Raw genomic sequence first — 24,611 nt, 5'->3', positions numbered from 1 at the left:
TGAAAGATCAAAAAGTGTTTATCCACAATTTTGAATTTGAGGTTATTTGCCGTCCCAGTTAGAGGTGGCGGATGGAATACACGACGAGCCTTTAGTCCAGCATTTTTGGCTATTATGATTGAGTACCACTTCTCCATTGCCATCCTGCAAACCTTCAGGAACAGCCTTCAAAGTCCATGTACCTGCTGTCACATTTGAAATCTCTAATTCATATAACTTTTTTGCCGAACTTGGATAATCTGCTGAAACCCCTAAGTCAGTCAAAGTTATCGGTTGTCCAGCTTTTAAATACGTCGAATTAAGCATCTTATAACGTTGTAGAACTGACGCAACTCGCACCATTTCAGTTTGCACATCAACCCGATTCGATTTTACAACGTATTGTGTATAGGATGGATATGCTATAGCTGCCAATATACCAATGATCGCAACAACAATTAATAATTCAATTAACGTAAAACCATGATTATTTACCATAATTGACCACCGCTTTTATTAGATTCATCCCACGGCTCACATTGAAAATCAACATCACTCGCTAAATGTGATTTACACTTTAGCCCATTACTCCCCATCAAGAAATAATAGTTCTTCGGATCAACAGGAGGTACAACTTTAATATACCAGCCCCTTCCTTGAACTCCTGCAGTTAAACTTTTTGATGTATCGTCCATATCATATATATTTAAAATATATCCATCAGGCATCTCTACTGATGTCGCTGTGAAATTTCGATAATTAAAATTTCGAGCCCGATAATTTTCAAGCTGTTCAGAAACTTTTAAAATTTCTTGTTGAACTTTAGTTTCAGTGCTTTTACGAATATAGCTTTGATAACTTGGTATTGCGATTGCGGCAATAATCGCAAGGATTACCACCACAACCATAAGTTCAATTAGTGTGAATCCACTCTCTGCTTTCATAGACACACCCTCTTAACGCTCATACCAACGTTGAGATATAAACTTCGTTTTACCTTGATATGATTTTAATGTTTTATCTGTCGGTAAATTTAGAACTAATCCACGTTTTTTGTCGATACCACCAAAACTAATACCAATATTACCTCGACCAAGTTCAATATCATCTGGACGATCTTCTGGTTCACTATTTCCTGACGGATTTTTTTTCAAACACTGGCCAAATGGAAGACAATATTGCTGTGCAATACTTTTTCCTCGTACACCACCAACGCAATCTACATCAGAAATATCAATATTCGAATTAAAAACACTAATGTAGAGATCATTATCAATGGCAACGTTATCATTCAAAATACGATTTTTTGAAGGTAAAGTGTAATACCACCCACCATTTGATAGTGGTACTCCGGTATTGCCGTTTGCATTCGCGACAAGTAATTTTCCACCTTGCCCCGTTGTTGATACATCGACTGTGCTTAATTCACTAGCTTTTAAAACTGATAAATTACGCTTAGTCACATCTTTGTCGTAAACAACATATAGTGCATCATTTTGATTCTCAGCAGACATAGGGAAACTTAAGTTACCAGACCCAATAGTCAAGACACCAAAATAACCATTAACAGAATTGTGAATTGTAAATGTTGGCGTTGAATAAAAACGTGGAACTTTAGCCGCTGTTGACATATCTAAAATACGGACTGCTCGCTTCGCAAAGTTTTCTGTATCGCCTGCCTTACTAGAAGCATTCAAATCTACACGCCATACTTGCCCACCAAGATCACCAAAATAAAGATGATCTGCTAAACCATCATTATTGCGATCGATAGCTTTAATTTGACTGACAACACTACGTTTCATGTTTTCGGCATACGTTGCATTATTTTGTGTAGAATTTGATCCCACATTCGCGCTAGACCACCAAAGCAATGAACCGTCATCCGCGTCAAACATATACACGCCTGCACCTTTATCAATACTTGATGATGGGCTGTAATTAATATTACTTTCGTACATATCTTTGTCATAACCACCACCAACGAGCATGACAAGTTTACGTTCACCTTGCCAGTTTACCCATGTTAACGTTGGCTTAGACCAGCTTTGTCCCATATATCGTATTGCAGAATCAGTTGATGTTTCTGGTTCAATTTTAAATTTTAATTTAGGTGTACCACCGCCCGATGTAACATCTGATAAATCGAGAGCATAATAACTTCTACCACCCATTCTCAATCCACCGTACAACCACTGTTTACCGCCTTTTACAGTAACTTCAGGTTCATAAGCCGTACTTGTACTTTTTGTGACATATTCTGTATAGGCAGTCCATTGACCATCTATGCCGTAATTTAAAGTAGTACCTTGCTGTGTTTGATTTAAGAAACCTTGTGATTGGTTTTCAACCATCTCGTTTGGCATAAATGTAAAGACTTCTTTACCTGCATTAGAATCTGTTCTGGTTTTCCCTGCGCGAACAATATGTAGTAGACCTTGCGTAGTGCCAAAAACAATTAAATCATCACGATCTGTATAGGTTAAATCACCAGTTTCATCATTGTAAGTTGTCGTACCCGACTGAGTAATCAGCACAGGTTTTGAATGCATGACAGCACCCATTTGACGTAAGGTTGCATTACTTTGAGTTAAATAATTTGCAAAGTTGGTCTGAGTTGCTGTACTCGTATCAGTTTCCAATGTTTTTGCCATCGTAGCACCAACATCGTAACCAAATAACGCTGCGATATAGCCACGTTGTGGATCTTTAGAAAAATTATTTGAAGCATTTAACGTTTTTAAATCAGCCGTCTTCACTTGAACTAAATTAGCGCCATTAGCAATTGTTGAACCCACACCTTGAGCATCAATTTTGCGGTCAGTAAAAATTTTTCGTTCGTTACTATCAACCACACCTAATTTAAATTGACTCAGTGCACCGCCAACCCGAACCTCAATATCTTCCTCGATATCCGCCGTACCCACTCTTTTAATTTTGGTAATGGTTTTCTTAATTGAATTATCTGACCAGAAATCATTAGGGTCATCAACACTAATTTGTGTTGTAGAGTCAATAATATTTTTACCATCACGATCTAACAATACGTTATTTTTTACTTCGTATTTTTTAAGGTTACCAATCCAAGTATTTACTTTCGAATCTGGTTGTGGATCAAACTGTGGGAAATACCCCCAAGGTTGAATATTTTGCGTGTCTAAGTTATCTACAGGAATTGTGACAGAACCTGTCGTTACTGGAGGGATGTATTTTTGAAGTTTTTTTAGAAATTCCAAGACACTACCAACTACAGCAGCATCATTTGTGCCACTATACCATCCCCCTTCCCCGAGATTTCCCCAATTTTTTGCATCTTTAATATCACCACCGTTACCACTACTAAAATCATTACCAAAACCCACTACCGCTGTTTTGATTTTTGCACCTACAGGATTTAAATCTGGATTAAGCAAAGCTTTTGTATAAGCACCGATACAATTCCATCCATTCGGATGGAGCATTCTTGACCCGCCGTTACTTTTTGAGTCATAACTATAACTACCTGAAGTGTATTTACCTAAAGTACTATCATTAGTACATAAGAAGTTATCCCCCTTAGTTCCTAATGATTTTTTCATAAATGATTGCATTGTACTTTGCAAATATTGAGTATCATTATATGTGTAATCGTAATACGTTGGCAAACCATCTGTTAAAAAGTAAATACCTTGTGTATTACATTGTTTAGTTCTATCAATTGTATTTTCACGAATACCTTGACTATTAAGTGCCGTTGGTTTTGTGTATGCACTAGAACCACTAATATTATTAACATTGGCCACAAAACCTGAACCATTCTGCCCTAATGTTGTTTCCCCCATTAAATAAGCTGCAACTTCAGCAAATGCATAAGCTGTGGGTGTCCCTCCTCCCGAACTCAGTGCATTAACAGCCCGAATCATTTTTTTACGATGCGTATCTTCAGCGGTACCTGAATAGACTTTATATTCAGTTTGAGTAACAGTCCCTAATTTTTTCCCACTGTAGGATGTGTAAACTAATTTTTGGTAATAACGGATTTTATTACAACGACCAAACCACCCCGTTTCGATACATTCACTAAATGTAAGAGGGTATGTAGTGCTGTTATTCGAAATAGGTGTACCTACACCATCATTGGATGAAGCCCATGAATATGACGTATTACCATTCACAGTATTCGAAGTAACTGTACCAAAATCATTTAAGCGTTTAGTTGTCGCAACCCATCCATTATCCTTACAAGTCTTATTAGTATTCCAATCTATACACTCTTCAAATTGCTTTGTTCCGGTAGCAATTAAATTTGATGTCGAAACACTACCCTCACTAATAGAAAATTGTTGTTCAACTAGAGTAGACCAATTTCCTGAATTTCTATCTCTATACTCCCCTTTTCGAGTCACCTTTGTATAACTTTGTTCTGAATTACCTGTCTGCTTCTGAACCTCTCTAAAAACTTGTGCATTTGGAATTGTTGTCATTTCATTTAATGGACGTGCCTCTAGTTTTATTCGCGCCAATTTCCCTGTGGCATCAATCGAACTAAATTCTGATAAACCAACAACTAAGCGATCTGGTAATGCTTCAGTCGTCGAAGTACCTAACAACAGAGCTTTCATTCCATTCTTTAAATGATCAAGTCTAGTTGTTACACCATCATCTTTAGTATCCATACTTCCCGACACATCCATCATAAACATTAATGTGGTCTGTGATGCCTGCGGCCCTTTGTAAAGCTCAATATCACTTGCATGACTTGGAAGCGCCGAACAAATAAGCGATGTCATCATTGCAGATTGGATAGCGATAACCAGTTTTTTATATTTCATATTCATTTCAATCTCCCAATTCCTTAATTTTTCGACGCATAACTAATGACGGCATAATCCATGACCTGTTGGCTATAAGGCACACCAAGATCACTAAAGCACTCCGCTACCGTCGTTTGACCTGGATATTTAGTCGACTTGTCATTAATATGATTTTTAAAACAGTTATTGATTTGTGTATCAAAACTTGCCCAACCTGATCCTGAACCACTCGCTGCCCCTGGAATAATCGTTGTTACGATAATCTGTACCGGTTGGACTTGATCAAGTTGTACTGTAGATGCGTCGGTTCCTAGAGGGTAAAACTTAAAAGGAACATCTGTTGATAAACTACTTTTCTTCACAGCCACTTGCGAAATCATAAAGTCTCGACCACTACTGTAGTCATTAGACGTATATTTACAAAAACCTTTCGAACCAAGTTCAGAATTATTAATATCATCAGCCCCTGTCGGATAAACAATACTGGCATTCTGAATATTAAAAACTTGTTTCTGAGTCTTCGGGCGATAACAAAACACCAATTCTTTATTTAAAAAAGCATCAGACTTCACCATTCCAAATAACCCCAATGAACTTAAGTTTTTTTGAAAAATTGCTGAATTTTGATTATCACGTTCAAGTGAGAAAAAAACTGCATCGGCTGTTTGACGCATTAAACTTTGTACTTGGCTATTTGTTGCAACATTCAATCCTACCAAACTTTGTTTAACAGCAAGCGTCCCAATTAAAACCATAAAAATAAGCACGAACAGTACAACTATGAGTGTTGCCCCTTTTTGATATTGCTTCATTTATAGGTCCTCCATGAGACCATAGCCATTTCTTAAAGCTACAGTTTGACTCACAACTTCTCGAGCAAATTTTTCTTTTGAACTCGCATCATTTAATGTCACTTGTTTATTTAAAACTCGAAATGCTGTAGGTAGAGCATCATTGCCAGAAATTGAATCAAAACCACGCACTAAAGCACCTAACTGTATAGACATGATCCGTGGTCGAGGGGATCCGTCTTTAGTTAAAACATTATTCGCCCCCATATATTGGTCAATTGTCATGTAACTAAACTCATCTGAATTATTTTGCTTCACGCCAAGAAGTACATGAAAATAATCAACACGTCGCATAATGATTTGGCTGTTTTCCCCTAAACCACTAATTCCAGCAGGCAAACTGTCTGTCGCCACTAATGTTTTATAACGACCCGCATCACAGACCAAAGCTAAATCAGAAGATTTTCCATCAGGTCTCAAGTAATAGCGCTGAACTACAAACGTTCCTTCCTCAATTTCTTCTTGAGTAAAACTACCACCTTCACAATCAAAACCATTAGGATCAAAGACTTTATACTGTATTACCAATTGATCACTTCCATCACCAACATTGCTTGGCCCTACATCAGCCAAAGATAAATTAGCGATATTTACAGTTGCATTCGTTAACGTTAAAGGTAGATTTGCTGACTGAACTTTTAATTCTTCAGGTGTCAAAGAGGAGTAACTTTTTAAACTTGTTAGAACAATACCGCTATATTTATTACGGTCATTTATGACAGATAAATCAGCATCTAAATTCGCCAACTTTATATCTTTAATAATAAAATTTAGGCCAAAGTTTCCATTATCTTGGAGCTCAGCCAAGTTTTTTTGTAAACTGTAGTTAATACTTCCTGTTAGAAACAGCTGCATTGCTGCCCCAACAACTATTAAACCTATAACTAAGGAGACCATTAACTCAATTAAAGTAAAACCTTTAGAGTTTTTCATTAATAAGCCTCCAAAACGATACATTTTGAACTAGACAAAAAGCTACCATTCTGTGTACAGCTAGTTTCTGCAGAGCCATCTACTGGATTAGTCTCGCCCCAAGCGACAAATACACAATTCCTATTACTTTCATCACCAGGACAATCATTTACAGCTACCTTCATCCCTAAAGTATTCGCTCTAAATAAAATTTGATTCACATCTTCTTGAGCAAATTCAGCACTACTACATTTCGATGTATTTGTACATTGTGGAGAATAACTTGTTATATAGTATTTACCTGTCAATGCATTCGTATAAGCATCCACAATCTTTTCACTATCATCTGCGCCCACAGTAAATTTAGTTAATCCTTGCTTATTTGCTCTCATTCGCTCAGATAAATCACGTGCTAAATTCATTGCTTGGATCCGCTTTGAAGCATCTAATGAAGCTTCCATTGCCCTAATTTGCAGCATTGAAAAACCAAGCACACCTATAGATAAAAGTAATAGTGCAACAATGACTTCAACTAAACCTATGCCTTTCTCATGTATATTTTTCATTATTCACAGCTCCCTGCAAAAGCTGATATTTTATTGGACGCTACACGACCAAAACTTGTTAAATAAATAAAACGATCTACTTGATCACGTGATAATTTTATTTCCAAATTCGTTGGTAAAGTTGCTACATTGCCTTGTGGTAAAAATACAATTGTTGTTAATGGGGAAATGGTTGAAACGCTCCAATTTCCACTAGCACAACTACCTGCGTTAAATGCTAAATCAACGTCTTCTGGAATCATCCAATAACGATCTGTTGGCGTATCTTGTCCTGAAGCATTAAGATGAATCGTGATTTGTTTACGACTTAAAACTGCATCTGATCTTGCTTGTGTAAGCGCCTTTTCAAAATCAGTTGTCGTTCGCTCTATCTGTCTTCTATCTATTGAATCCGCCATATTAGGAGCAGCAATCATTGCAACAATTGCAACAATTGCTAAAGTCACAATCAGCTCAATTAACGTAAATCCTTTATTTTTCTGCATACTCCCCCCAAGGCGCGCCAAACTTTACCCTATTAAAAATAATATCTAATTAAATTACAAAACAAACACAAATAAGGATAAAAGGCATAAAAAAACAGATAATTGCCAAAAAGCAATTATCTGTCAATTCTTAAAAAAATTCAGAATGTTAAGTCATTAACACTTTATGCCTGAGTTACAGGAATACGTAACTCTTTTGGCAAACTAAATGTAATATTTTCTTCACGACCATCCAATTCTTGCGGCGCTTTTGCTCCCCAATCTTGTAAGCGTTGAATTACTTGTTTAATTAAAATTTCAGGTGCCGATGCTCCTGCAGTTACACCAATTTTTGTGTGCTCATTAAACCATTCTTGCTGCAACTGATCTGCATTGTCCACTAAATACGCATGCTTACCCATCCGTTCTGCCAATTCACGTAATCGGTTCGAATTCGAAGAGTTCGGCGAACCCACAACCAATACAACATCACATTGCTCAGCCAGATCACGTACGGCATCTTGGCGGTTTTGAGTGGCATAACAAATATCATCTTTGCGCGGCCCCTGAATTTCAGGGAACTTCTGACGTAGGGCATCAATCACTTTTGCTGTGTCATCTATAGAAAGCGTGGTCTGAGTTACAAACGCTACTTTTTCAGGATGCACCACTTTTAGATCAGCAACATCTTGTTCATCTTCAACCAAATAAATCGAACCACCATTTTTGGTGTCATACTGACCCATTGTCCCTTCAACTTCTGGGTGACCTTCATGACCAATCAAAATTGCTTCCACACCTTCACGGGCATACTTGGTCACTTCTATATGTACCTTAGTCACCAAAGGGCAAGTCGCATCAAAAACTTTTAGCCCACGGCGTTCAGCTTCTTGTTGTACCGCTTTAGATACACCATGCGCACTGAAGATCACAATATTGTCATCAGGTACTTCATCCAGTTCATCCACAAATATCGCACCGCGTTGACGTAAGTCGTCCACTACAAATTTATTATGTACTACTTCATGACGCACATATATTGGGGGGTTAAAGCATTCCAGTGCACGGTTCACAATCGCGATGGCGCGATCAACACCTGCACAGAAACCGCGTGGATTAGCTAAAACAATTTCCATAGAATCCTCAATGCCCACTCAATTTTACGGGTATCACTTGAAATAAATGTAAACAATAGACGTCTGACTATTTTGTTTGGCGCGCGTCTGCTCTAAAATAGAGAAGATATTTTATCATATCAGGAAAAATATCATGTCGGGTCTCTTGTTTGTCGTTTCTGCTGCTTCGGGAACGGGCAAAACATCCCTCGTTAAAGCCCTGCTTGAACGTGTAAACAATTTACATGTCTCTGTTTCTCATACCACTCGTGGTCAGCGTCCTGGCGAATTAGACGGCGTACATTACCATTTTGCTAAAAAAGAAGATTTTCTATCTTTGGTAAATGAAGGCGGCTTCATTGAATATGCAGAAGTTTTTGGTAATTATTACGGTACTGCACAGCGCACAGTAAAAGAACAATTGGCCAAAGGTCATGACGTTTTACTTGAAATTGACTGGCAAGGTGCTGAACAGGTTCGTAAACTTTTTCCTGAATCTAGACAAATTTTTATTCTTCCTCCGAGTCAGTTCGATTTACGTCAACGTTTATCCAATCGTGGCACAGACTCTGTTGAAGTCATTGAACATCGTCTTAGCTGTGCCGTAGAAGATATGCAGCAATACGTTAATTTTGACTATATCATTATTAATGATGACTTTAATAAAGCACTGCATGACTTAGAGTCCGTTATTATTGCCAATCGTCTTGTTTTAAAACAACAAGCTATGCGCCATGAAAAACTGATTGAGAAATTAATCACCCCTACGGAACAGTGATTAAAACTTGAGTCTATAGACAAAGCACCTTATACTGCACAGTCTGTTAAAATTTTATATTCAAACGAGAATTCTTATGGCACGCGTAACCGTTGAAGATTGTTTAGACCATGTAGACAACCGCTTTGAGCTTGTACTAGTGGCAAGCAAACGCGCGCGTCAATTGGCACGTCAAGGTATCGAACCTACTGTTGAGTGGGACAATGACAAACCAACCGTTGTTGCTCTTCGTGAAATCGCAGCGGGTCACGTTTCTAAAGACATTTTGAAACAACGTGAACAAGACTACCAAACTTCAAGTTTAGACCTTGCACTTTCTGCAAATAACCTAAACTTAGACGGTTTTTCTTTCCAATAAGATCAACCTGACCTTAAAAGCCTAGTTTTTAACTAGGCTTTTTTTATGGATTCTCTTTAATATTTTACTCAGAACAGTTATAACATAAGCTTAAGAAGTGCAAAGCAAGCAAAAAAGATTTTCATTTTTTTAAACTAAAAAATTGACAAGTCATGCAATATGCATTTCATTAAAGTATTAACCGTTTCATTTGTAAATCAGTAGTAAAAGGGTGTTCTATGCCAGGCCCAATGGTCAGCCAAGCCAAGCAACAGTTAAATGTGATAATCGACGCTTACCTTTCAGTAAGTGATGTCGAACGCGTGCTTGAAGCTTGCGACTATGCGGATATTGCCCATGATGGTATTACACGTAAAAGTGGCGAACCCTACATCCTTCACCCAATTGCGGTGAGCTGTATTTTGGCGCATATGCGTCTTGATGCGGAAACTTTAATGGCCGCTTTACTGCATGATGTCATCGAAGATACCGAATTTACCAAACAAGATATTACTGAAAAATTTGGTCTGACGGTTGCTGAACTCGTCGACGGTGTCACCAAACTCAGCCATTCTAGTGATAAAGAATATAATAAAGCCGCATCCTTCCGTAAAATTCTGCAAGCCACCCTACAAGACCCACGTGTCATTATTATTAAACTGGCGGATCGTTATCACAATATGACCACACTGGGTGCTTTACGCCCTGACAAACGTGCTCGTATTGCCCAAGAAACCTTTGAAATTTTTGTGCCTATGGCACGTCTTGTCGGTATGAATGAAATGGCCGACAACCTTGAACATTTGTGTTATCAAAATCTCGACTTAGATATGTATAACAATGTTCAAGAAGCTTTATTACAAACCAAACCGAAACGCTGCGAATACCAGACCAAGTGGGAAAACAACCTCACCGCCTTACTAGAACAACACCATATTTCAGGTCGAATTAAAAAGAAGAATAATAATATTGAATTACTTCGTCACTTTGTAAAAAACGATATTGATCTGCAAGAGCTCACCCATAGTCATGCCTTTGAAATTATTTTACAAAGCATTGCAGACTGTGACCGACTTGCTGATATCCTCAAAGAAAGCTTTAAAGTTCTAAATTACGCCGATCATATCCGTCGCCCACTCCCTGGTGGTAACCAGTCACTGATGATGCGCTTAAAAGGTGAAAAAACCATTTTATCGCTGACCATCCAAACGGAGCTGATGCGCAAAGCGGCGCGCTTTGGTGTGGTTCTCGGTGAAAATGCACCACAAGCTTGTCGCTCAGCGATCCAAGCCTCCATGCAAAATTTAAACGTGTTAGTCGATGGCGCATGTGCCAAGACCACATTTAGTGAATTACTCGATTATCTACATCAAGAGAAAATTTGGGTTTATACCCCACATGGTCATTTGCATGAACTCCCTCAGGGTGCCACAGCGGTTGATTTCGCTTATTCAGCAAGCTTATTTTTGGGCAACCATGCCGTTGGTGCGAAAATTAATGGTGAGACCAAACCCCTATCAACACCATTACTGAGTGGTCAAGTAGTAGAAATCATCACCGATGTTCTTGCAACACCGAATCCTGACTGGCTTAGCTTTATTAATACCCAAAAAGCCCGTCGTGCATTACAAAACATCCTACGTGACCAAGACCAAGACGAACAACGCTTAGTTGGTCAGCAAGCTTTAAATCGTGCATTAAAGCTCTTTAACCGTTCTGTGAGTGATTTAACATTAGCCGATTGGGAAAATGTGCTGAATTGGCGTCATTTAAATGATAAAGAACAATTATTTGAACAGATTGCCGTGGGTGACTTATTACCGCAATTGGTTGCTAATCATTTATATGCTCAAGATACCATTCAGACTTCAAACTCTGCACGCTTAATCTTGGGCACTGATGGTGTCGACGTCAAATATGCGCACTGCTGTAACCCGGTTTTAGGTGATCCAATACAAGGGCATTTATCACGTCGTGGTTTGATTGTGCACCGTTCACGTTGTCATAATTTATTGCATGAACAACATTTACATCCTGAAAATATCATGCCTTTACACTGGACTACAGAAGACAGTGAAGACATTAGTTTTACAGCCTATTTATGCTTAAACATGCTGTTAAATGATGAGCAAATTTCAGAACTGATCTATCTATGCCGTAAAGAGAAAGTGGGGGTAGAGACTGTCCGCTCACATGAAGAAAAAACCTATGTGAATATTGTTGTACATAACCGTAAACAAATTGCCGAAATTATCCGTAATTTAAGAATGCATTTTGGCTTCCCACGCATCAGTCGTTTGGCACAACCTGTTGCCATTGCTGAGCCTGCGAAAGTTGCCAGCTAACCTGACACCGCATATTTACATGTGATGTGTCTGTGATGATAATAGGAGAAATAGATGTCCCGCCAGGTAATCCATACTGAAAATGCACCCGCTGCAATTGGTACTTATTCACAAGCCATTTTAGTAGGCGACACTTTGTATTTATCAGGTCAAATTGGCTTAGATCCATATAGCATGGAGCTGGTAGAAGGCATTGAAGCTCAAATTCGCCGTGTATTTGACAATTTAAAAGCGGTATGTGAAGCTGCAGGTGGTACGCTAGCTGATATCGCTAAGCTGAATATTTTCCTCACTGACCTCTCTAACTTCCAATTGGTCAACCAAATTATGGGTGAATACTTTGCTCAACCCTACCCTGCACGCGCAGCACTCGGTGTAGCTAGCCTACCAAAAGGTGCACTAGTTGAAATGGATGGCGTGGTTATTATTAATCAATAAGTTAAAAACACCGATTAAGCCTTTCACGAAATATCTCATACTAAAAGAACAGAAGCCTCATAAGGAAATCTGAGCATCACTCGGATTTCCGCTTAAGTACATTTTTTTATTTAAAAAATCAATCACCTTAAAAGCATTTTTAAATGATTTTTATTGACAAACGATAATAATTATCAATAATATTACTTATCCCATTTATTCACTTGGTTTGATTTCATGTACGTTTGTTTGTGCCGTGGTATTACTGATCAAGACATTAAAGATGCAATTGCCAATGGTGCAGAAAGCTATCGTGAAGTTCGCGATATGCTTGATTTAGGCACCTGTTGTGGTCGCTGTGCTCCTGAAGCACGTATGATCATCAGTGATGAAGTTGCGCAAATTGCAGCTCGGATCGCAATTGCTGCATAAACTAAACTTTAAAGTTTCCTCAACAATCATAATTATAAAACCAATGGTCTTCGACCATTCCTCCTCCCCCGCTTCTGACTCTAAGCGGGTTTTTATTTATTAAAGCCCTGAAAATTAGCGCCTTGTTTTGATTGTGATTTTCATTTGCTGTTCTATAAAATACTCGCTAATTTGTACTTTGTTGTTTAAGATATTTCTATTCTCATATCGAATTTATATTGCTTAGTTCGAGCTTTATTGCAGTTAAGGAGTCAGACATGAAAGGCAATCGTGATGTAATTAATCAGTTAAATCAGGTGCTTTATCATCATTTAACTGCAATTAACCAATATTTTCTTCATTCACGCATGTTTAACGATTGGGGCATTGAGCAACTCGGTTCTGCAGAATATAAAGAATCAATTCGTCAAATGAAGCATGCTGATAAAATTATTGAACGCATTCTATTTTTAGAAGGTTTACCAAATTTACAGCACCTCGGTAAACTCTATATCGGTCAGCATACCGTTGAAGTTTTAAACTGCGATGTACGTAAAGTCAAAGAGAACATCGAAGCCATTCAAGTAGCGGTTAAACTGGCAGAAGAACAGTTAGATTATGTCACTCGAGATCTAGTTCAAGAGATTTTAGAAAAAGAAGAAGAATGGTTGGATTGGACGACGACTCAGCTAGACCTTGTTGAGTCTGTTGGTACTGAAAATTATATCCAAAGTCAGATTTAATATTGTTATCTTAAAAAAACCCGCAAGCGCGGGTTTTTTTTACTTTTATAGCTTACTTCTACGGACATAGACCTACTCCATAAGCCACTTTATATGGACATACCTTTTAATGTTCAAAACATTTGAATGCTGCCCATCTCAAAAAATGACTTTTACTCAATGCAAGATAAAGCTTATGAAAGCAGAAAGGTTGTGACACATTTTAACAACTATACAGACAGAACAAAAAACCTGACTACTTATAAGCTAACTTCTGTATTTCTTCTTTATGCTGAAGAATTACACGTTTTGCATGATGCAGAACAATACGGTGAATCGCTTCATCATCGCCAAACTGCATAGGCAAAACTTTTACAGTTGGGCGAGGTATTCGTTCAGTTATTTTGAAATCTTTGAGTCGTTTTACTTTCTAATTTCATCATATATAAAACATTCCATATAAAACAGCATTCTTAATTTTACTCAGCACTCCACAATTAACAACGACCTTATGTTTTTTCGCAGACACAGCTAGTTGAGCAGGCTAAAAATAAGATAAAGACGGTGAAAAGTATTTATAAGCAGTTAAAAGAGAATTATGAAAAATTAATGAAAAAAGTAAGTTTGCTGTTGTTGAAAAATTTTAAGTTTAAAAAACGCACCTTTAAAGGTGCGTTTTTTGAAAACTTATTCTAAACCACAAGAAGCGTCGTCTTTTACATCACACTTAACTACTTTGCTAGTACCTTTAAGTGGCGTTGCAGAAATTTCTTCAACTGAAACAGCTGTCTCAGCAGTTGTTGGAATACCAGTGATCGCTCCACAATGTTTAGCTGTAGTTGGGATGTTACTTATATCTGGAGTTTCAGCAATTTTTTCTGCCATAACCAAACTAGCAATTGATTTCATTTCAGAAAGACATGATGCATCATTTGCTTTCTCTGTATAAGTTTGATAAGCAGGAATTGCAATCGCAGCAAGAATACCGATAATTGCAACAACGATCATTAATCGCTGACATTCCATAAGTCACTTTATATGGACACATATCAAGCCATTGAATTATATTGTTTTATCTAATTATCTACCTTGTCCATATGGACATGCTTTTAAAAGGACAAAACTTTTCAAATTGTCCATATCAGAAAATGGCTTTTACTTAGTGAGATAGGATGAATTTTATAAAAGCAGACTGGTCGTGAGATATTTTAAAATTTTGATAAGCTAAAAACGGAATAAAAAAATCCAGACTCATTTATAAGCCAACTTTTGTATTTCTTCTTTATGTTGACGAATCACACGTTTTGCATGGTGCAAAGCAATACGTCGAATTGCTGCATCATCACCAGATTGCATAGACAAAACTTTTACAGCTGGACGAGGTATTCGTTCGTTTACTTTGAAGTCTTTTAGCCGTTTCATTCTATCACTCCCCCATGTATGAAGCGTTCCGCATAGAACAGCACTTTTCAATTTTAGATTGCTTTCATCCCCACACGAGTAATCATGATTAAACTAATATAGTTGTCTACTTGTTTAGCTGCTAATAATTTAGCGTTTATAGCGACAAACCATTTACAACATGGCCTCTCGTAAAACCAACAAAACTGACACTATTTGTCAATTAGTTACATAAAATTACCTTGAGATTTTTCACTTATCAGAATCCATTAAACAATCTATTGATTTCACTTAGAATTATTGGGTACTATGCTTTGGCACACTTTGTGCAAACTATAAATTAGCTTACAAAGCTTATAAATAAATTAACAAAACATTTGTGGAGAATGTTATGAAATCAAATCAACAGGGCTTCACCCTGATCGAGCTCATGATTGTGGTCGCTATTATCGGTATTTTGGCTGCTATCGCGATTCCTGCTTACCAAAACTATACTAAACGTGCTGTTGATCAGTCTTGTTTAACATCTGCTAAAAATTACACAAGTCAATTTATTCTTTGGGAAAATGATCCTGATGAAGTAACAGAAAAACCTTTAGCAACCAACTTTAATATTGCTGGAAAATGTACAATTACTGAAGCAGAAGCAGGTGCTGAAACAATCACAGCAAGTATCGAAAAAGGTAATTCTACAGGTGTATCTTGTACAGTTGCTACAGGTAAATGTGGTTTAACTGGTACTGCTGGTGGTGCTGATGGTGCTGATGGTGATGATTAATCATAATCATTAAATTTTTAAAAACGCATCTTTAAAGATGCGTTTTTTGTTTTAACTCAAAATTTTCCAACAACAGCGAATTGCACTTTTCCAGCAGTTTTTCATAATCTTCCTCAAGCTGCTCATAATCACTTTTCACCGCCTTGGTCTTACTTTTAGCCTGCTCAATTTGCTGTGTCGGCGAAAGCACATTTTGCCCTGCTTCTTGCGCAGCTTGCTCAATTGCTTTAATCAATGCAGCATGGCGACTCTTTTTAATCGAGCCACGCTTACGTCCTGCTTCTAATGCTACGGTGTCGTTATTAATTGCAGACCCTTTGGGTAAAATTGTTGGCTTATTAGCCTTTAGACGCTCTAAAGCGGCATAATATTCATTGTGTGCACTCATGTTTTAAACCTCAATATTGATTGTTTTAATTTTTTGAATAGTTTTATTTAAAGCCATAATGTCGCTGTCCATTTGCCCGTATAGCAAACTGCCTTGTGCTTGTGTATCTCGTGCTCGTTGCAGTCGTTGGACTGCTTTTTGCATCTTTTCCGCACTCTCAGCATCAAATACTGCATGGGCACAACTCAAACAGCTCGTAATCGCAGTAAATGAAATTTTTTCGCAAGAATCAGGATTAGTACAAGCACCAAACAGGCTAGTCTTGCAAGCAATTTCCCCTTTTTTCATACGCTTGATGGTTTCATCACGATTCGAAAATACTGTGAGTAATTGCTCGCGGTCTTTTTGCAGCTGCAAATAGGTTCCTGCACCACCGAGCAAACGACTAGCACTATTAATTACACCATCTTCAAATTGTGCATAAGAATGCACCAAACGTTGATATTCCAACTCTTGAAGAAACTCTTTTTGACTGTCACTCACTAAAATATTCGGTGCAAATACCGCATTACTACGGTAATACAACGTCATCGCTTCAGTTAAATGCTTATATTGAACTGACAAAGCTCCCAAACCGATCACACCTGAACGTGCACCATATACCGCTAAAGAACGCCGAAATTGATGAGTACAGATATTCCAATATTTGCCAATCTGACAGTCTTTTTCGTCCCGCCAGTTGCGAAAAGCATCGAAAGCTTCTAGTTCAGCTAAATCACTTTCAATGATTCTCAGTCCATCACCCAGTGATACGGAAATACGGCCTAGATACTGGTTAAAATTGGCTTGTGTTCGGGTCGGAGCACCTGAAAAATGTGACACAAAATCCGTTTCGTTTTTAATATTTTGATTATTTTTATGCCGATGCTTTTGCGAGTACAGCGTTGGAAAAAGTGGATATTCAGCAGGGTTCGACAAATCATAATGTGGATTGAGCAGGGCATAAATTTCACCGATACTTTGCGCTGCACGTACCCCAATTTGAATATCTTCAAACGTGATCCAATAGGTGGATTTATTACCGCCACCATGCAACTTGGAAGTGTAGCCCATAACCACATGCACAAGATGTTCATGGCTCTGAACGGTTTGGTAACAGTCATAAGACAGATGATTTACTTCATTGTCCCGCATCCCTGTAAATAAGTGAATCCAAAGCTTGGCCATGCCTTGAATCAACGTCATATAGCGAGTGAGATTGGCATGTTTTTGAATCTGATTATTTTCAAACAATTGAGTTAAACCAAGTAAATCACGAGCATCAACAAAACTCACTGCATTTTTATAATCTTTAAACTCACGTGGCATACGCGCAAAAGCTTTATCTTGCTGAATACGTTGGAACCATTGCAGCAAAGCAGCTGCATTTTGATTAAACTCGTTCAATTTATCCGTTAAAGCATTAATGAGGGCCATATAAAGCCGTAAAGGAACCACTTTGGTTTGTGGGCCTACTTTGCCCGACCGCAAGCGTAATTGAGCAGCAATTTTTGTTAAATGCTCAATCGGTTGATATGTACTAAACGCAGGAATCACGAGGGGATGTTGCTGCTGTATGGCAAAACAATCGGTTAAAAATGCCTTGATGTGAAGTGCCTTTTGATAGCTCACAGCAACATAGGCATCATTCACTTTTGGCATATAAGCAACATCGCTAAATAGCTGCTGCAATGTACAGCCATTGCTGTAGGCAATAGCGGCAAACTGTCGTAACACAAGATGGCGCTGCTCAATACTTTTAATAATTGAATTGCCTGTTTTAACGTACAATAACGCAAAGATGATTTTTTTCATTTCTGCACGTATTTGAGCAAATAGAAAATCATCCTCTCGTGCATTCTCTAGCCATGTCTTAAAATTTAATTTACAGTAACACTTTGGTAAATAGGGTGAAAAGTCCCAAACATCATCACCAAATTGAGACAGTGTTGTACCATTTGACATACGGGATAAAATAAAGCTTGTGGGAACAGACAGCTGATGATTCTCAAGACGGTATTCGTCAGGTAAGAACTTCTCAGCAACACCATGCGCATATAAATATAAATTGAATGAACTCATGCGACCCACCCCAAATCAATTAACAGCTCAAAATGATTTAGCCAATAGGCATCTAAATCACCACTTTCCACCTCATCTTGGATAGCGACAATACGCTCACGCAGATCGACATACGCATTTGATAACTCTGTGAGTACTTCATCAATCCGATGTAGAACCACCCCAAACTGCGACTCCCATTTAATCAAATCTGTGGCTTTTTGCTTGATGTAGCCCAATAAACTTTTTAAGGACAAAAGTTTACGTACATCTTCATCATCGGCATGAACTGCATAATGCTGACAAAAAAGGCAGTGTTCAAATTGCTGACAATTGGGTGTAGGGGCTTGTTCAGTAAACCCAATAGCCTTTTCAGGCTGTGGATGGATAGAGGCACATGCACCGACAGGTGAGGCTTGAGCTTCAACAGTTGCATCTAGCATTTGCACTGTAATACGTTCAACTGTTCGCGCTTTTGCGACTGCAACCTCTCGCAGCTCATTAAAAAACTGTGAAATTTGTTGGGCTGCATCTTTAAATGAAGTACGTGCATAATTATTTCTTGCGGTATCTAGTGAGTGGCCCATGACTTCAGCTTCAAGCAGTAGATCACCAGCGCTAAATTCAACAGTTTGACTGCTTTTATGCTTACGCCACTGTTGCGGCGTAAGCCAGAGCATTCTTGGGAAAATGCGCTGAAAAAGCTTTTTCATTAATTGTAATCTGCCGTAGCTGACAGGTCCCAACTGTTGAATTTCATTGCGTAATGGGAAGACGAAATCACATGCTTCATCTTGAATATACCATTCACGCAGTTCCAGAATTTTCCTAAAAATAGGTTCAAATTGAACCCCAAATTCTGGGTAGACTGTCTTGCCACCTGCACGGCTTTTTGTTCCTGAAAACCTGCGCCCTTGGGTACTTGGTAGAATTTCCATCGTATCCAGTTGCAACTGTTGAGCCGTGTCTAAATTTGCCCCCGTTTGTGCGATAAAGAGCAACATACCGATGCAAAGACCATATGAAGCAAGTCTTTCACGCTCTATGTGTCGCTTGTCTTTATTACGTTCTTCAAGTTTACGAATCGCTTGATTGCGATTTTCACGTACACGTTTTCGATGCTCACTATCTTCTTCTAACTCAAAATCAGCTAGCATTTTTGACAATGTCGGAATTGAGCTATATTTGGCTAAGTAACTCTGTACATCAAACTGAATATGTTGTTTATCAGTTTGATGATGAAAACCTGAATAAAAATAAAAATCTTCTTCATCTATAGATTGAAAATGCGCAGGAAAGTCATTTTCTTGTACAACAATACGATGAATTTCAAGAAAGACATTCAACAAAGTTGCATAAGTTTTTTGATGATCTTCTTTAGCGATTGGCAAAACAGGCACATCATAACGCTGAGACTGTACTTGCATCGCTTGACTAACAATATCAATTTCATGACAGTCAAATACATATGCGATCAACTTCGCAGCATTACGCTGATATTGCTTTGCTGTATGTGCAGCTAGGTTTTCTTCATCAGTATCTGCAAGCAAAGTGCGATCAACTAAATATTTGCTGTAACGACGATACGCATCTATTACACTGTCTTGATTTGATAAATCAAAATTTTTCTTTTGGCTATCCACCCAATCTAAAAAAAGTTTACTGGTGTAATAAAATAGTCCTTTTGACAAATCTGATCCGCTCATTTGCAACAAATAGTCCGTTAAACACTGCAAAAAATAACGTCTTTTTTCATCAAAAGATGCAGATAACTGTTGTTCTGACAAAGCCTCGCCAGATACTCTTTTCCGATAAAACAAAGTTCCAATGTCAAATGTCTTAAAAGCAAAAGAAGCTGTCTTATCTTTGCAGACAAGAACAAGTCGCTCATGCTCATTAATTTGTTTGTTGATATCTGAGATATGCACCAAAATCGGAGAGCGTCTAAAATTCATGACAATTCTCCTGCTAAATTGACAGAAGACATCACGTATTTCATTAAGCTTGATTCATACTCATGCTGAATTTTACTGCGCCATTGCAATCGGGATTTATAATTCAAATACTGTAAAGTCGTGCTGATGTTGCGATGTCCCATCCGAGCTTGCACATACTCAACCGCAGTCATAGCAGAATGCCCTTCAGGTAGATGCTGTAACTGACTTTCCAGCAGATTCATCCCAAAACTGGCACGTAAGTCATGGAATTTGAAACTTTTAAATTGTGGATCAATTAGACGAATTTCAGGCAATAACACCATTTTTAAATAACTGCGTACTGCTTCACCTTCATAGATTTTCAGTCGAGTCTCAAAGGAGTCAGATGCTTTGATCTGCTCAGTCAGTTCTTGCTGTTCAGCTTTGCTGGTGTAGAAAGGTGTACCAAGCTTGGTGAGAAACACATAGTTTTCATCCGAGTCGCCATAATTTGATTTCTGTCTACGCAGACGCGCTTTCTCACTATTGATATAGATTTTAAGATCTTGTGCTAACCAATTTGGAATTAACAATGTCATTGGCTTTTGAAATTTAGTGTCCACACCTGTACCTGCCCCAACTGGCAGACGAATAAAGCCATGACTATCAAGCTCACAACCAATTAAGTTTTTGATTCGTAAAGTACAAATCGTTTGTAAACGAGCACCTGTAAACAATGCAAGATAAAACATCAACTGATATTCACGTGATGACTTCCGTAATGCTTTTAATATAACTGCTTGATCTTCAACAGTAAGTGGACTTAACTCACCACCATCCACAATTGCTTCAGAATTTGGCGCTTTGGCTGGAACATGAATTGCAAGATCATGTGACTTAATTGCCATTTTTCGACGTGCACCAAACTCATTATCCACCGCAATGTATTTGTAGACGTCTTTAAACGGTATACCGTAGCGCTGATGATCAACTAAGTCTTCTGTAACGAGAAATCGGTAAAAGTTCACCACTGCATTAATTCGATTACTTGCAGAGCGAGCTGAAATTAGACCTGCATTTGCCTGCTCAATCAAACGAGTACGATATTTAAAAATCGCATTTGACTGTTTTAGTTTGTGAAACTTCAAACAGTCCAGTTGCTCATCTTCTAAAAAACGCTGAAAATCAACAAGCTGATTGGCAATAGATGCAAATGTTTTAAAATCATACTGTATTGTTTGCTCAAGTTTTTTCAGCAAATACAGATTAAAAACGTCAGAAGGGCTACCATCTCCCTGAACAATTACAGGGAATTCAAGGTAAGCATCACCATGTTTTTCAAACGCTGCATCATTTAAACAACGGGTTGCATTAACCAACGCCAATAACTGAAATTTTTTGATGCTCACAACTTTGGCTTTCGATTGGTAGCGTGACTGACCATTTTTAAGTTTAGTGCTCATTTTGAGCCTTCTGTTTATTAAAAAACAGGCAAAAAGTGACCTTGATATAGGATTGACAAAAATACCCCTATCTATCAAAATCGAAGTGTCTGGACGCCAATCAAGACATTCATAAAAGCTCATGTTCCCGCATGGGCTTTTATACTTTTTGCCGAATGAAAATAATTACTTTTAAAATTTAGCCCACAGCATCTATCTCTTTTGTAGCGTTTTTTGATTTATACTTGACAAATCATTCAAATAGCCTTGGATTTTAAGTTCTCTCATAATCAGTACTGAAGACTGTGCATCAAGACTTCTTAAATGATCTGAACAATATCGTTGATAAGCCTCACGAATTTCAGGATTCGGTAGCCGAACCAAGAATGGCTTTCCTTTCATATCGTTTACCCTTGCGTGTTAGTTCATGATTTTCTCGAGCGTGTTACACTATGTTAGTATCGCTAACAAATTAATATTAATCGTTCGATTAACTAAAATCAACAGGATTTATTCAAATGAATAAGATTTTTTTAACAGAAGAACGTAATAGGTTGAATTTAAAAGCAAAAGATGTAGCTGAATTTGTTGGTGTAGCAATTCCTACACAGTCTAATTATGAAAATGGCAAACGCTCTCCAGATGCAGAGTATCTTGCTAAACTTACGGAATTAGGCTTTGATATTAATTACGTTTTAACAGGAAAAAGAGAGTCTTTAAGTCTGGCAACACAAGAAAAAGTGCTGATTGAATTATTTCGGCAAGCACCAGAAACTGTACAAAGACATATCTTGGCTGGGTTATTAACTCAAAATACTCCAGAACCACCTAAGGGTAATATTGTTACGGTCGGTGACTCAAATACTGGGAATGTTGCAGGAAGAGATATAACTCTTAAATAAATAGCTAGGATTCTTATGGCAAATAATTCTGTTTCTGTCGGTCATTCAAATACAGGCAACGTATGTGGCGGCAATTTAACAATTAATCACTCATTACCATGTAAAAATGGTGATGGGATGCTTTCTTATGAAGACTATCAGAGGTTTCCTTATTGTAATCAATGTATCTCATCATTCCGTAATCAGACATTTTTTCGCTATCAAAAACATGCTATCGCGATTTGTTGGGTAATCTTTGCCTTAGTAATTGGTGGATTTTATTTCATTATGGGACGTTTACCAAATTTTGCGGGTATTATGTTTCAGAAACATAATTTAATGGAGCCTTTGATCCCATTAATGTCAACATTAATTTTATGTCTTGTAATTTTTTGTCTAGGTAGAGTTTATGCTATATTTTTAGCAAAAAAATATATCAATCAAAATTTAAGCTATCACTAACATAAAACTTTACTGACTCTATATTATTTTTAAATTTATCAATAAATTATGAATCACTTGGTTCCCTGCTTTACGAGTCTTCACTGTATTCAAATAAATCTTGCATATTACAATTAAAATATTCACATAAGGTATTTGCGACTGAAAGTTCAATTCGTACTGCACGATCATAGTAAAGACTTGTTAGCGTATTACGATTAATACCAGTCGCTTGAGCTACCTCACTTAACTTTAAAATTTTTCGCTCACCCATTAAATTTGACAACCTACATCTAATCATAACAACCTTTAAATTAAAAAATTAACCTACTGCAGGTTAATTTAACTTGATAAACAACTATCATCGTGCTAATTTAACCTGCAGTAGGTTATATTGTTTTGTTAAAAACCAAATTAGCCGTTCTAAATTTCATTATATAGTTTTTTAAGGAAGTTCAGCTATGAATAACTACTTTTCTCCAAAATTCTCTGTTTCAGAGGAAGTTCGTTCAACTGCTGTTGCACTAATCAAAGAGTTTAATATTGACCGTACGTTTGATTTAGCTTTGTTTCTGAATGTTAACCCCAATTTAAATGACCAAGATGCCACTTTAGCCTGGGTGAATTATTTTGAAAAAAATCAACATGATCTCAGTGACTTCAATCATGTTAGGCGCCACTTTATGAAAAATTTTCCTAAAATTATGTTTGCAAATTTCAGTGAATAAAATAATCAAAGGGAGATATCAAATATCTCCCTTAATTTTTATAGCAATGCTCTTATGGTAATCTCAATAAAAAGTGAAATTCAATTTAATTGGTTGTAAAAATATGGAATCATTTATAAAAGCAGGCCATATTGAGCCTTCAGTCATTATTTTTGACGTGTTTGGTACACTTGTAAAAATAGAGAAAAGACGTTCCCCATATAGAAAATTAATGAAATGGCTAAAAGACAATGGACGACAACCACAACCTGATGATGCCAAATTTATTAAGCTGTCATTAAAAAGTAAACATGTATTCTTTTGGTACGGTTCAGGGGGAATTTCAGCATGGATTTGGACCAGTATTGTACCTTCAGCTGCAAAAGGCTGCCGTGTAGCAGGAGCATAATATGGAATTATGGGTCGATATGATTAATAGTACAAACTTTGAAAAGGTTTTCTACTTTTCATTAGCTGTATTATTTAGTTTTTTATCATCTTGGTATTATCAAAGTTTAATACATATCCCATTTAATAAAGATATCGTTTTTGGTTCTATTATAACTGGTTGTGGTATATTTATTTTTGTATTTGCGACCTTCTGGTGGAGTTTTCCAAGTGCAATACTATCTGGTATTTTTGGGGGAGTTTTTTTCACTAGAAAAGTAACTTAATTTTAAAAGAGACATTTCTTTTTTAAAGAAATGTCTCTTTTATTTTAATAGGGATATTTCTAAGTCTCCATTAAAAAGTAAACATGTATTCTTTTCCGAATAGGTTTGATACTTTCTCAACCCATCGCTCTATTTTGTCAGCTGCCATGACTTGAAAATCTCGCCAATAATATTTCATCTGCTTCCATACCATCTCGATTCGATTTAACTCAGGGCTGTAAGCTGGAATAAAATACAGATTCGTCGAAAAGTT

General features: G+C 37.4%; 28 protein-coding genes and 2 pseudogenes. 13 read left to right on the top strand and 17 right to left on the bottom strand.

The window, feature by feature from the left end:
• Positions 1-42: 42 nt before the first annotated feature.
• From FTT85_RS10970 to ispH, 8 genes are all read right to left on the bottom strand, one after another.
• Complete coding sequence (locus FTT85_RS10970; protein WP_180183550.1) at positions 43-477, bottom strand: type IV pilin protein; 435 nt, start codon at positions 475-477, stop codon at positions 43-45.
• A complete protein-coding gene (locus FTT85_RS10965; protein ID WP_180183549.1) occupies positions 471-923 on the bottom strand; it encodes a type IV pilin protein in 453 nt (150 codons plus the stop codon). Before FTT85_RS10965 ends, FTT85_RS10970 begins: the two co-directional genes overlap by 7 nt.
• A gap of 12 nt (positions 924-935) precedes the next feature.
• Positions 936-4,796, bottom strand: coding sequence for a PilC/PilY family type IV pilus protein (locus FTT85_RS10960; protein WP_180183548.1), 3,861 nt, complete (start codon positions 4,794-4,796; stop codon positions 936-938).
• Positions 4,797-4,813: 17 nt separating this feature from the next.
• On the bottom strand, positions 4,814-5,584 hold the full coding sequence (locus FTT85_RS10955) for a pilus assembly protein (RefSeq protein WP_180183547.1): 771 nt from the start codon (positions 5,582-5,584) through the stop codon (positions 4,814-4,816).
• Positions 5,585-6,556, bottom strand: coding sequence for a PilW family protein (locus FTT85_RS10950; RefSeq protein WP_180183546.1), 972 nt, complete (start codon positions 6,554-6,556; stop codon positions 5,585-5,587).
• On the bottom strand, positions 6,556-7,101 hold the full coding sequence (gene pilV, locus FTT85_RS10945; RefSeq protein ID WP_180183545.1) for a type IV pilus modification protein PilV: 546 nt from the start codon (positions 7,099-7,101) through the stop codon (positions 6,556-6,558). Before pilV ends, FTT85_RS10950 begins: the two co-directional genes overlap by 1 nt.
• Positions 7,101-7,586 (bottom strand): GspH/FimT family pseudopilin, encoded by a 486-nt coding sequence (locus FTT85_RS10940; RefSeq protein ID WP_180183544.1) that lies wholly within the window; start codon positions 7,584-7,586, stop codon positions 7,101-7,103. Before FTT85_RS10940 ends, pilV begins: the two co-directional genes overlap by 1 nt.
• Before the next feature lie 164 nt (positions 7,587-7,750).
• Positions 7,751-8,701, bottom strand: coding sequence for a 4-hydroxy-3-methylbut-2-enyl diphosphate reductase (gene ispH, locus FTT85_RS10935; protein WP_180084571.1), 951 nt, complete (start codon positions 8,699-8,701; stop codon positions 7,751-7,753).
• 133 nt (positions 8,702-8,834) lie between these two features.
• On the opposite strand from ispH, the gene gmk reads away from it, so the two are divergent.
• The 7 genes from gmk (at position 8,835) to FTT85_RS18560 (ending at position 14,053) form a co-directional block, all read left to right on the top strand.
• A complete protein-coding gene (gene gmk, locus FTT85_RS10930; protein WP_078192517.1) occupies positions 8,835-9,458 on the top strand; it encodes a guanylate kinase in 624 nt (207 codons plus the stop codon).
• A gap of 76 nt (positions 9,459-9,534) precedes the next feature.
• A complete protein-coding gene (rpoZ, locus tag FTT85_RS10925; RefSeq protein ID WP_067762989.1) occupies positions 9,535-9,816 on the top strand; it encodes a DNA-directed RNA polymerase subunit omega in 282 nt (93 codons plus the stop codon).
• Between the two features lie 218 nt (positions 9,817-10,034).
• The gene (locus tag FTT85_RS10920) at positions 10,035-12,140 is read left to right on the top strand and encodes a bifunctional (p)ppGpp synthetase/guanosine-3',5'-bis(diphosphate) 3'-pyrophosphohydrolase (RefSeq protein ID WP_180183543.1); all 2,106 of its coding nucleotides are present in this window, start codon (positions 10,035-10,037) and stop codon (positions 12,138-12,140) included.
• A 54-nt stretch (positions 12,141-12,194) separates the two neighbouring features.
• The gene (locus FTT85_RS10915) at positions 12,195-12,578 is read left to right on the top strand and encodes a RidA family protein (protein WP_078189365.1); all 384 of its coding nucleotides are present in this window, start codon (positions 12,195-12,197) and stop codon (positions 12,576-12,578) included.
• Between the two features lie 216 nt (positions 12,579-12,794).
• On the top strand, positions 12,795-12,989 hold the full coding sequence (locus FTT85_RS10910; RefSeq protein ID WP_078192519.1) for a bacterioferritin-associated ferredoxin: 195 nt from the start codon (positions 12,795-12,797) through the stop codon (positions 12,987-12,989).
• A gap of 257 nt (positions 12,990-13,246) precedes the next feature.
• Positions 13,247-13,711 (top strand): bacterioferritin, encoded by a 465-nt coding sequence (gene bfr, locus FTT85_RS10905; RefSeq protein ID WP_180183542.1) that lies wholly within the window; start codon positions 13,247-13,249, stop codon positions 13,709-13,711.
• A 159-nt stretch (positions 13,712-13,870) separates the two neighbouring features.
• The gene (locus tag FTT85_RS18560; RefSeq protein WP_218955464.1) at positions 13,871-14,053 is read left to right on the top strand and encodes a hypothetical protein; all 183 of its coding nucleotides are present in this window, start codon (positions 13,871-13,873) and stop codon (positions 14,051-14,053) included.
• A 324-nt stretch (positions 14,054-14,377) separates the two neighbouring features.
• On the opposite strand, the gene FTT85_RS10900 is transcribed toward FTT85_RS18560, so the two are convergent.
• Entirely contained in the window at positions 14,378-14,698 is a 321-nt protein-coding gene (locus FTT85_RS10900; protein ID WP_180183534.1) for a prepilin-type cleavage/methylation domain-containing protein, read from the bottom strand.
• Positions 14,699-14,941: 243 nt separating this feature from the next.
• The gene (locus FTT85_RS10895) at positions 14,942-15,112 is read right to left on the bottom strand and encodes a hypothetical protein (RefSeq protein ID WP_180183541.1); all 171 of its coding nucleotides are present in this window, start codon (positions 15,110-15,112) and stop codon (positions 14,942-14,944) included.
• 370 nt (positions 15,113-15,482) lie between these two features.
• Here FTT85_RS10895 and FTT85_RS18935 point away from each other — a divergent pair.
• Positions 15,483-15,587: pseudogene (locus FTT85_RS18935) on the top strand (prepilin-type N-terminal cleavage/methylation domain-containing protein); the annotation flags it as partial.
• 313 nt (positions 15,588-15,900) lie between these two features.
• Here the strand turns inward: FTT85_RS18935 and FTT85_RS10885 are convergent.
• The 5 genes from FTT85_RS10885 to FTT85_RS10865 all read right to left on the bottom strand — a co-directional run bounded on the left by FTT85_RS10885 (position 15,901) and on the right by FTT85_RS10865 (position 22,057).
• Entirely contained in the window at positions 15,901-16,257 is a 357-nt protein-coding gene (locus FTT85_RS10885; protein WP_180183540.1) for a hypothetical protein, read from the bottom strand.
• 3 nt (positions 16,258-16,260) lie between these two features.
• Positions 16,261-18,318, bottom strand: a complete 2,058-nt coding sequence (locus FTT85_RS10880) for a hypothetical protein (protein ID WP_180183539.1) — start codon at positions 18,316-18,318, stop codon at positions 16,261-16,263.
• A complete protein-coding gene (locus FTT85_RS10875) occupies positions 18,315-20,252 on the bottom strand; it encodes a hypothetical protein (RefSeq protein WP_180183538.1) in 1,938 nt (645 codons plus the stop codon). The genes FTT85_RS10880 and FTT85_RS10875 overlap by 4 nt, the downstream gene beginning before the upstream one ends.
• The gene (locus tag FTT85_RS10870) at positions 20,249-21,676 is read right to left on the bottom strand and encodes a site-specific integrase (protein ID WP_180183537.1); all 1,428 of its coding nucleotides are present in this window, start codon (positions 21,674-21,676) and stop codon (positions 20,249-20,251) included. The genes FTT85_RS10875 and FTT85_RS10870 overlap by 4 nt, the downstream gene beginning before the upstream one ends.
• 192 nt (positions 21,677-21,868) lie before the next feature.
• A complete protein-coding gene (locus FTT85_RS10865) occupies positions 21,869-22,057 on the bottom strand; it encodes a hypothetical protein (protein ID WP_080592089.1) in 189 nt (62 codons plus the stop codon).
• 116 nt (positions 22,058-22,173) lie between these two features.
• Between FTT85_RS10865 and FTT85_RS10860 the strand changes: the two genes are divergently transcribed.
• Positions 22,174-22,557 (top strand): helix-turn-helix domain-containing protein, encoded by a 384-nt coding sequence (locus tag FTT85_RS10860; protein ID WP_017400549.1) that lies wholly within the window; start codon positions 22,174-22,176, stop codon positions 22,555-22,557.
• Positions 22,558-22,572: 15 nt separating this feature from the next.
• Entirely contained in the window at positions 22,573-22,998 is a 426-nt protein-coding gene (locus FTT85_RS10855) for a hypothetical protein (RefSeq protein WP_180183536.1), read from the top strand.
• A gap of 70 nt (positions 22,999-23,068) precedes the next feature.
• Here FTT85_RS10855 and FTT85_RS10850 read toward each other — a convergent pair whose 3' ends face one another.
• On the bottom strand, positions 23,069-23,278 hold the full coding sequence (locus FTT85_RS10850; protein ID WP_080592090.1) for a helix-turn-helix transcriptional regulator: 210 nt from the start codon (positions 23,276-23,278) through the stop codon (positions 23,069-23,071).
• 160 nt (positions 23,279-23,438) lie between these two features.
• On the opposite strand from FTT85_RS10850, the gene FTT85_RS10845 reads away from it, so the two are divergent.
• The 3 genes and pseudogenes from FTT85_RS10845 (at position 23,439) to FTT85_RS10835 (ending at position 24,358) form a co-directional block, all read left to right on the top strand.
• Positions 23,439-23,705, top strand: coding sequence for a hypothetical protein (locus tag FTT85_RS10845; RefSeq protein ID WP_004281168.1), 267 nt, complete (start codon positions 23,439-23,441; stop codon positions 23,703-23,705).
• Positions 23,706-23,808: 103 nt separating this feature from the next.
• A pseudogene (locus tag FTT85_RS10840) lies at positions 23,809-23,973 on the top strand (HAD family hydrolase); the annotation flags it as partial.
• 121 nt (positions 23,974-24,094) lie between these two features.
• On the top strand, positions 24,095-24,358 hold the full coding sequence (locus FTT85_RS10835; protein ID WP_004871190.1) for a hypothetical protein: 264 nt from the start codon (positions 24,095-24,097) through the stop codon (positions 24,356-24,358).
• A 70-nt stretch (positions 24,359-24,428) separates the two neighbouring features.
• Here FTT85_RS10835 and FTT85_RS10830 read toward each other — a convergent pair.
• Positions 24,429-24,611, bottom strand: a 183-nt coding sequence (locus FTT85_RS10830; RefSeq protein WP_180183535.1) for a transposase, incomplete at its 5' end; no start/stop codon positions are given.

Origin of the sequence: Acinetobacter sp. YH01020, assembly GCF_013420275.1 — a bacterium.
Classification (GTDB): Bacteria; Pseudomonadota; Gammaproteobacteria; order Pseudomonadales; family Moraxellaceae; genus Acinetobacter; species Acinetobacter amyesii.
The sequence above is the reverse complement of the archived record's forward strand: the minus strand, read 5'-3'. Positions and strand labels throughout refer to the sequence as shown.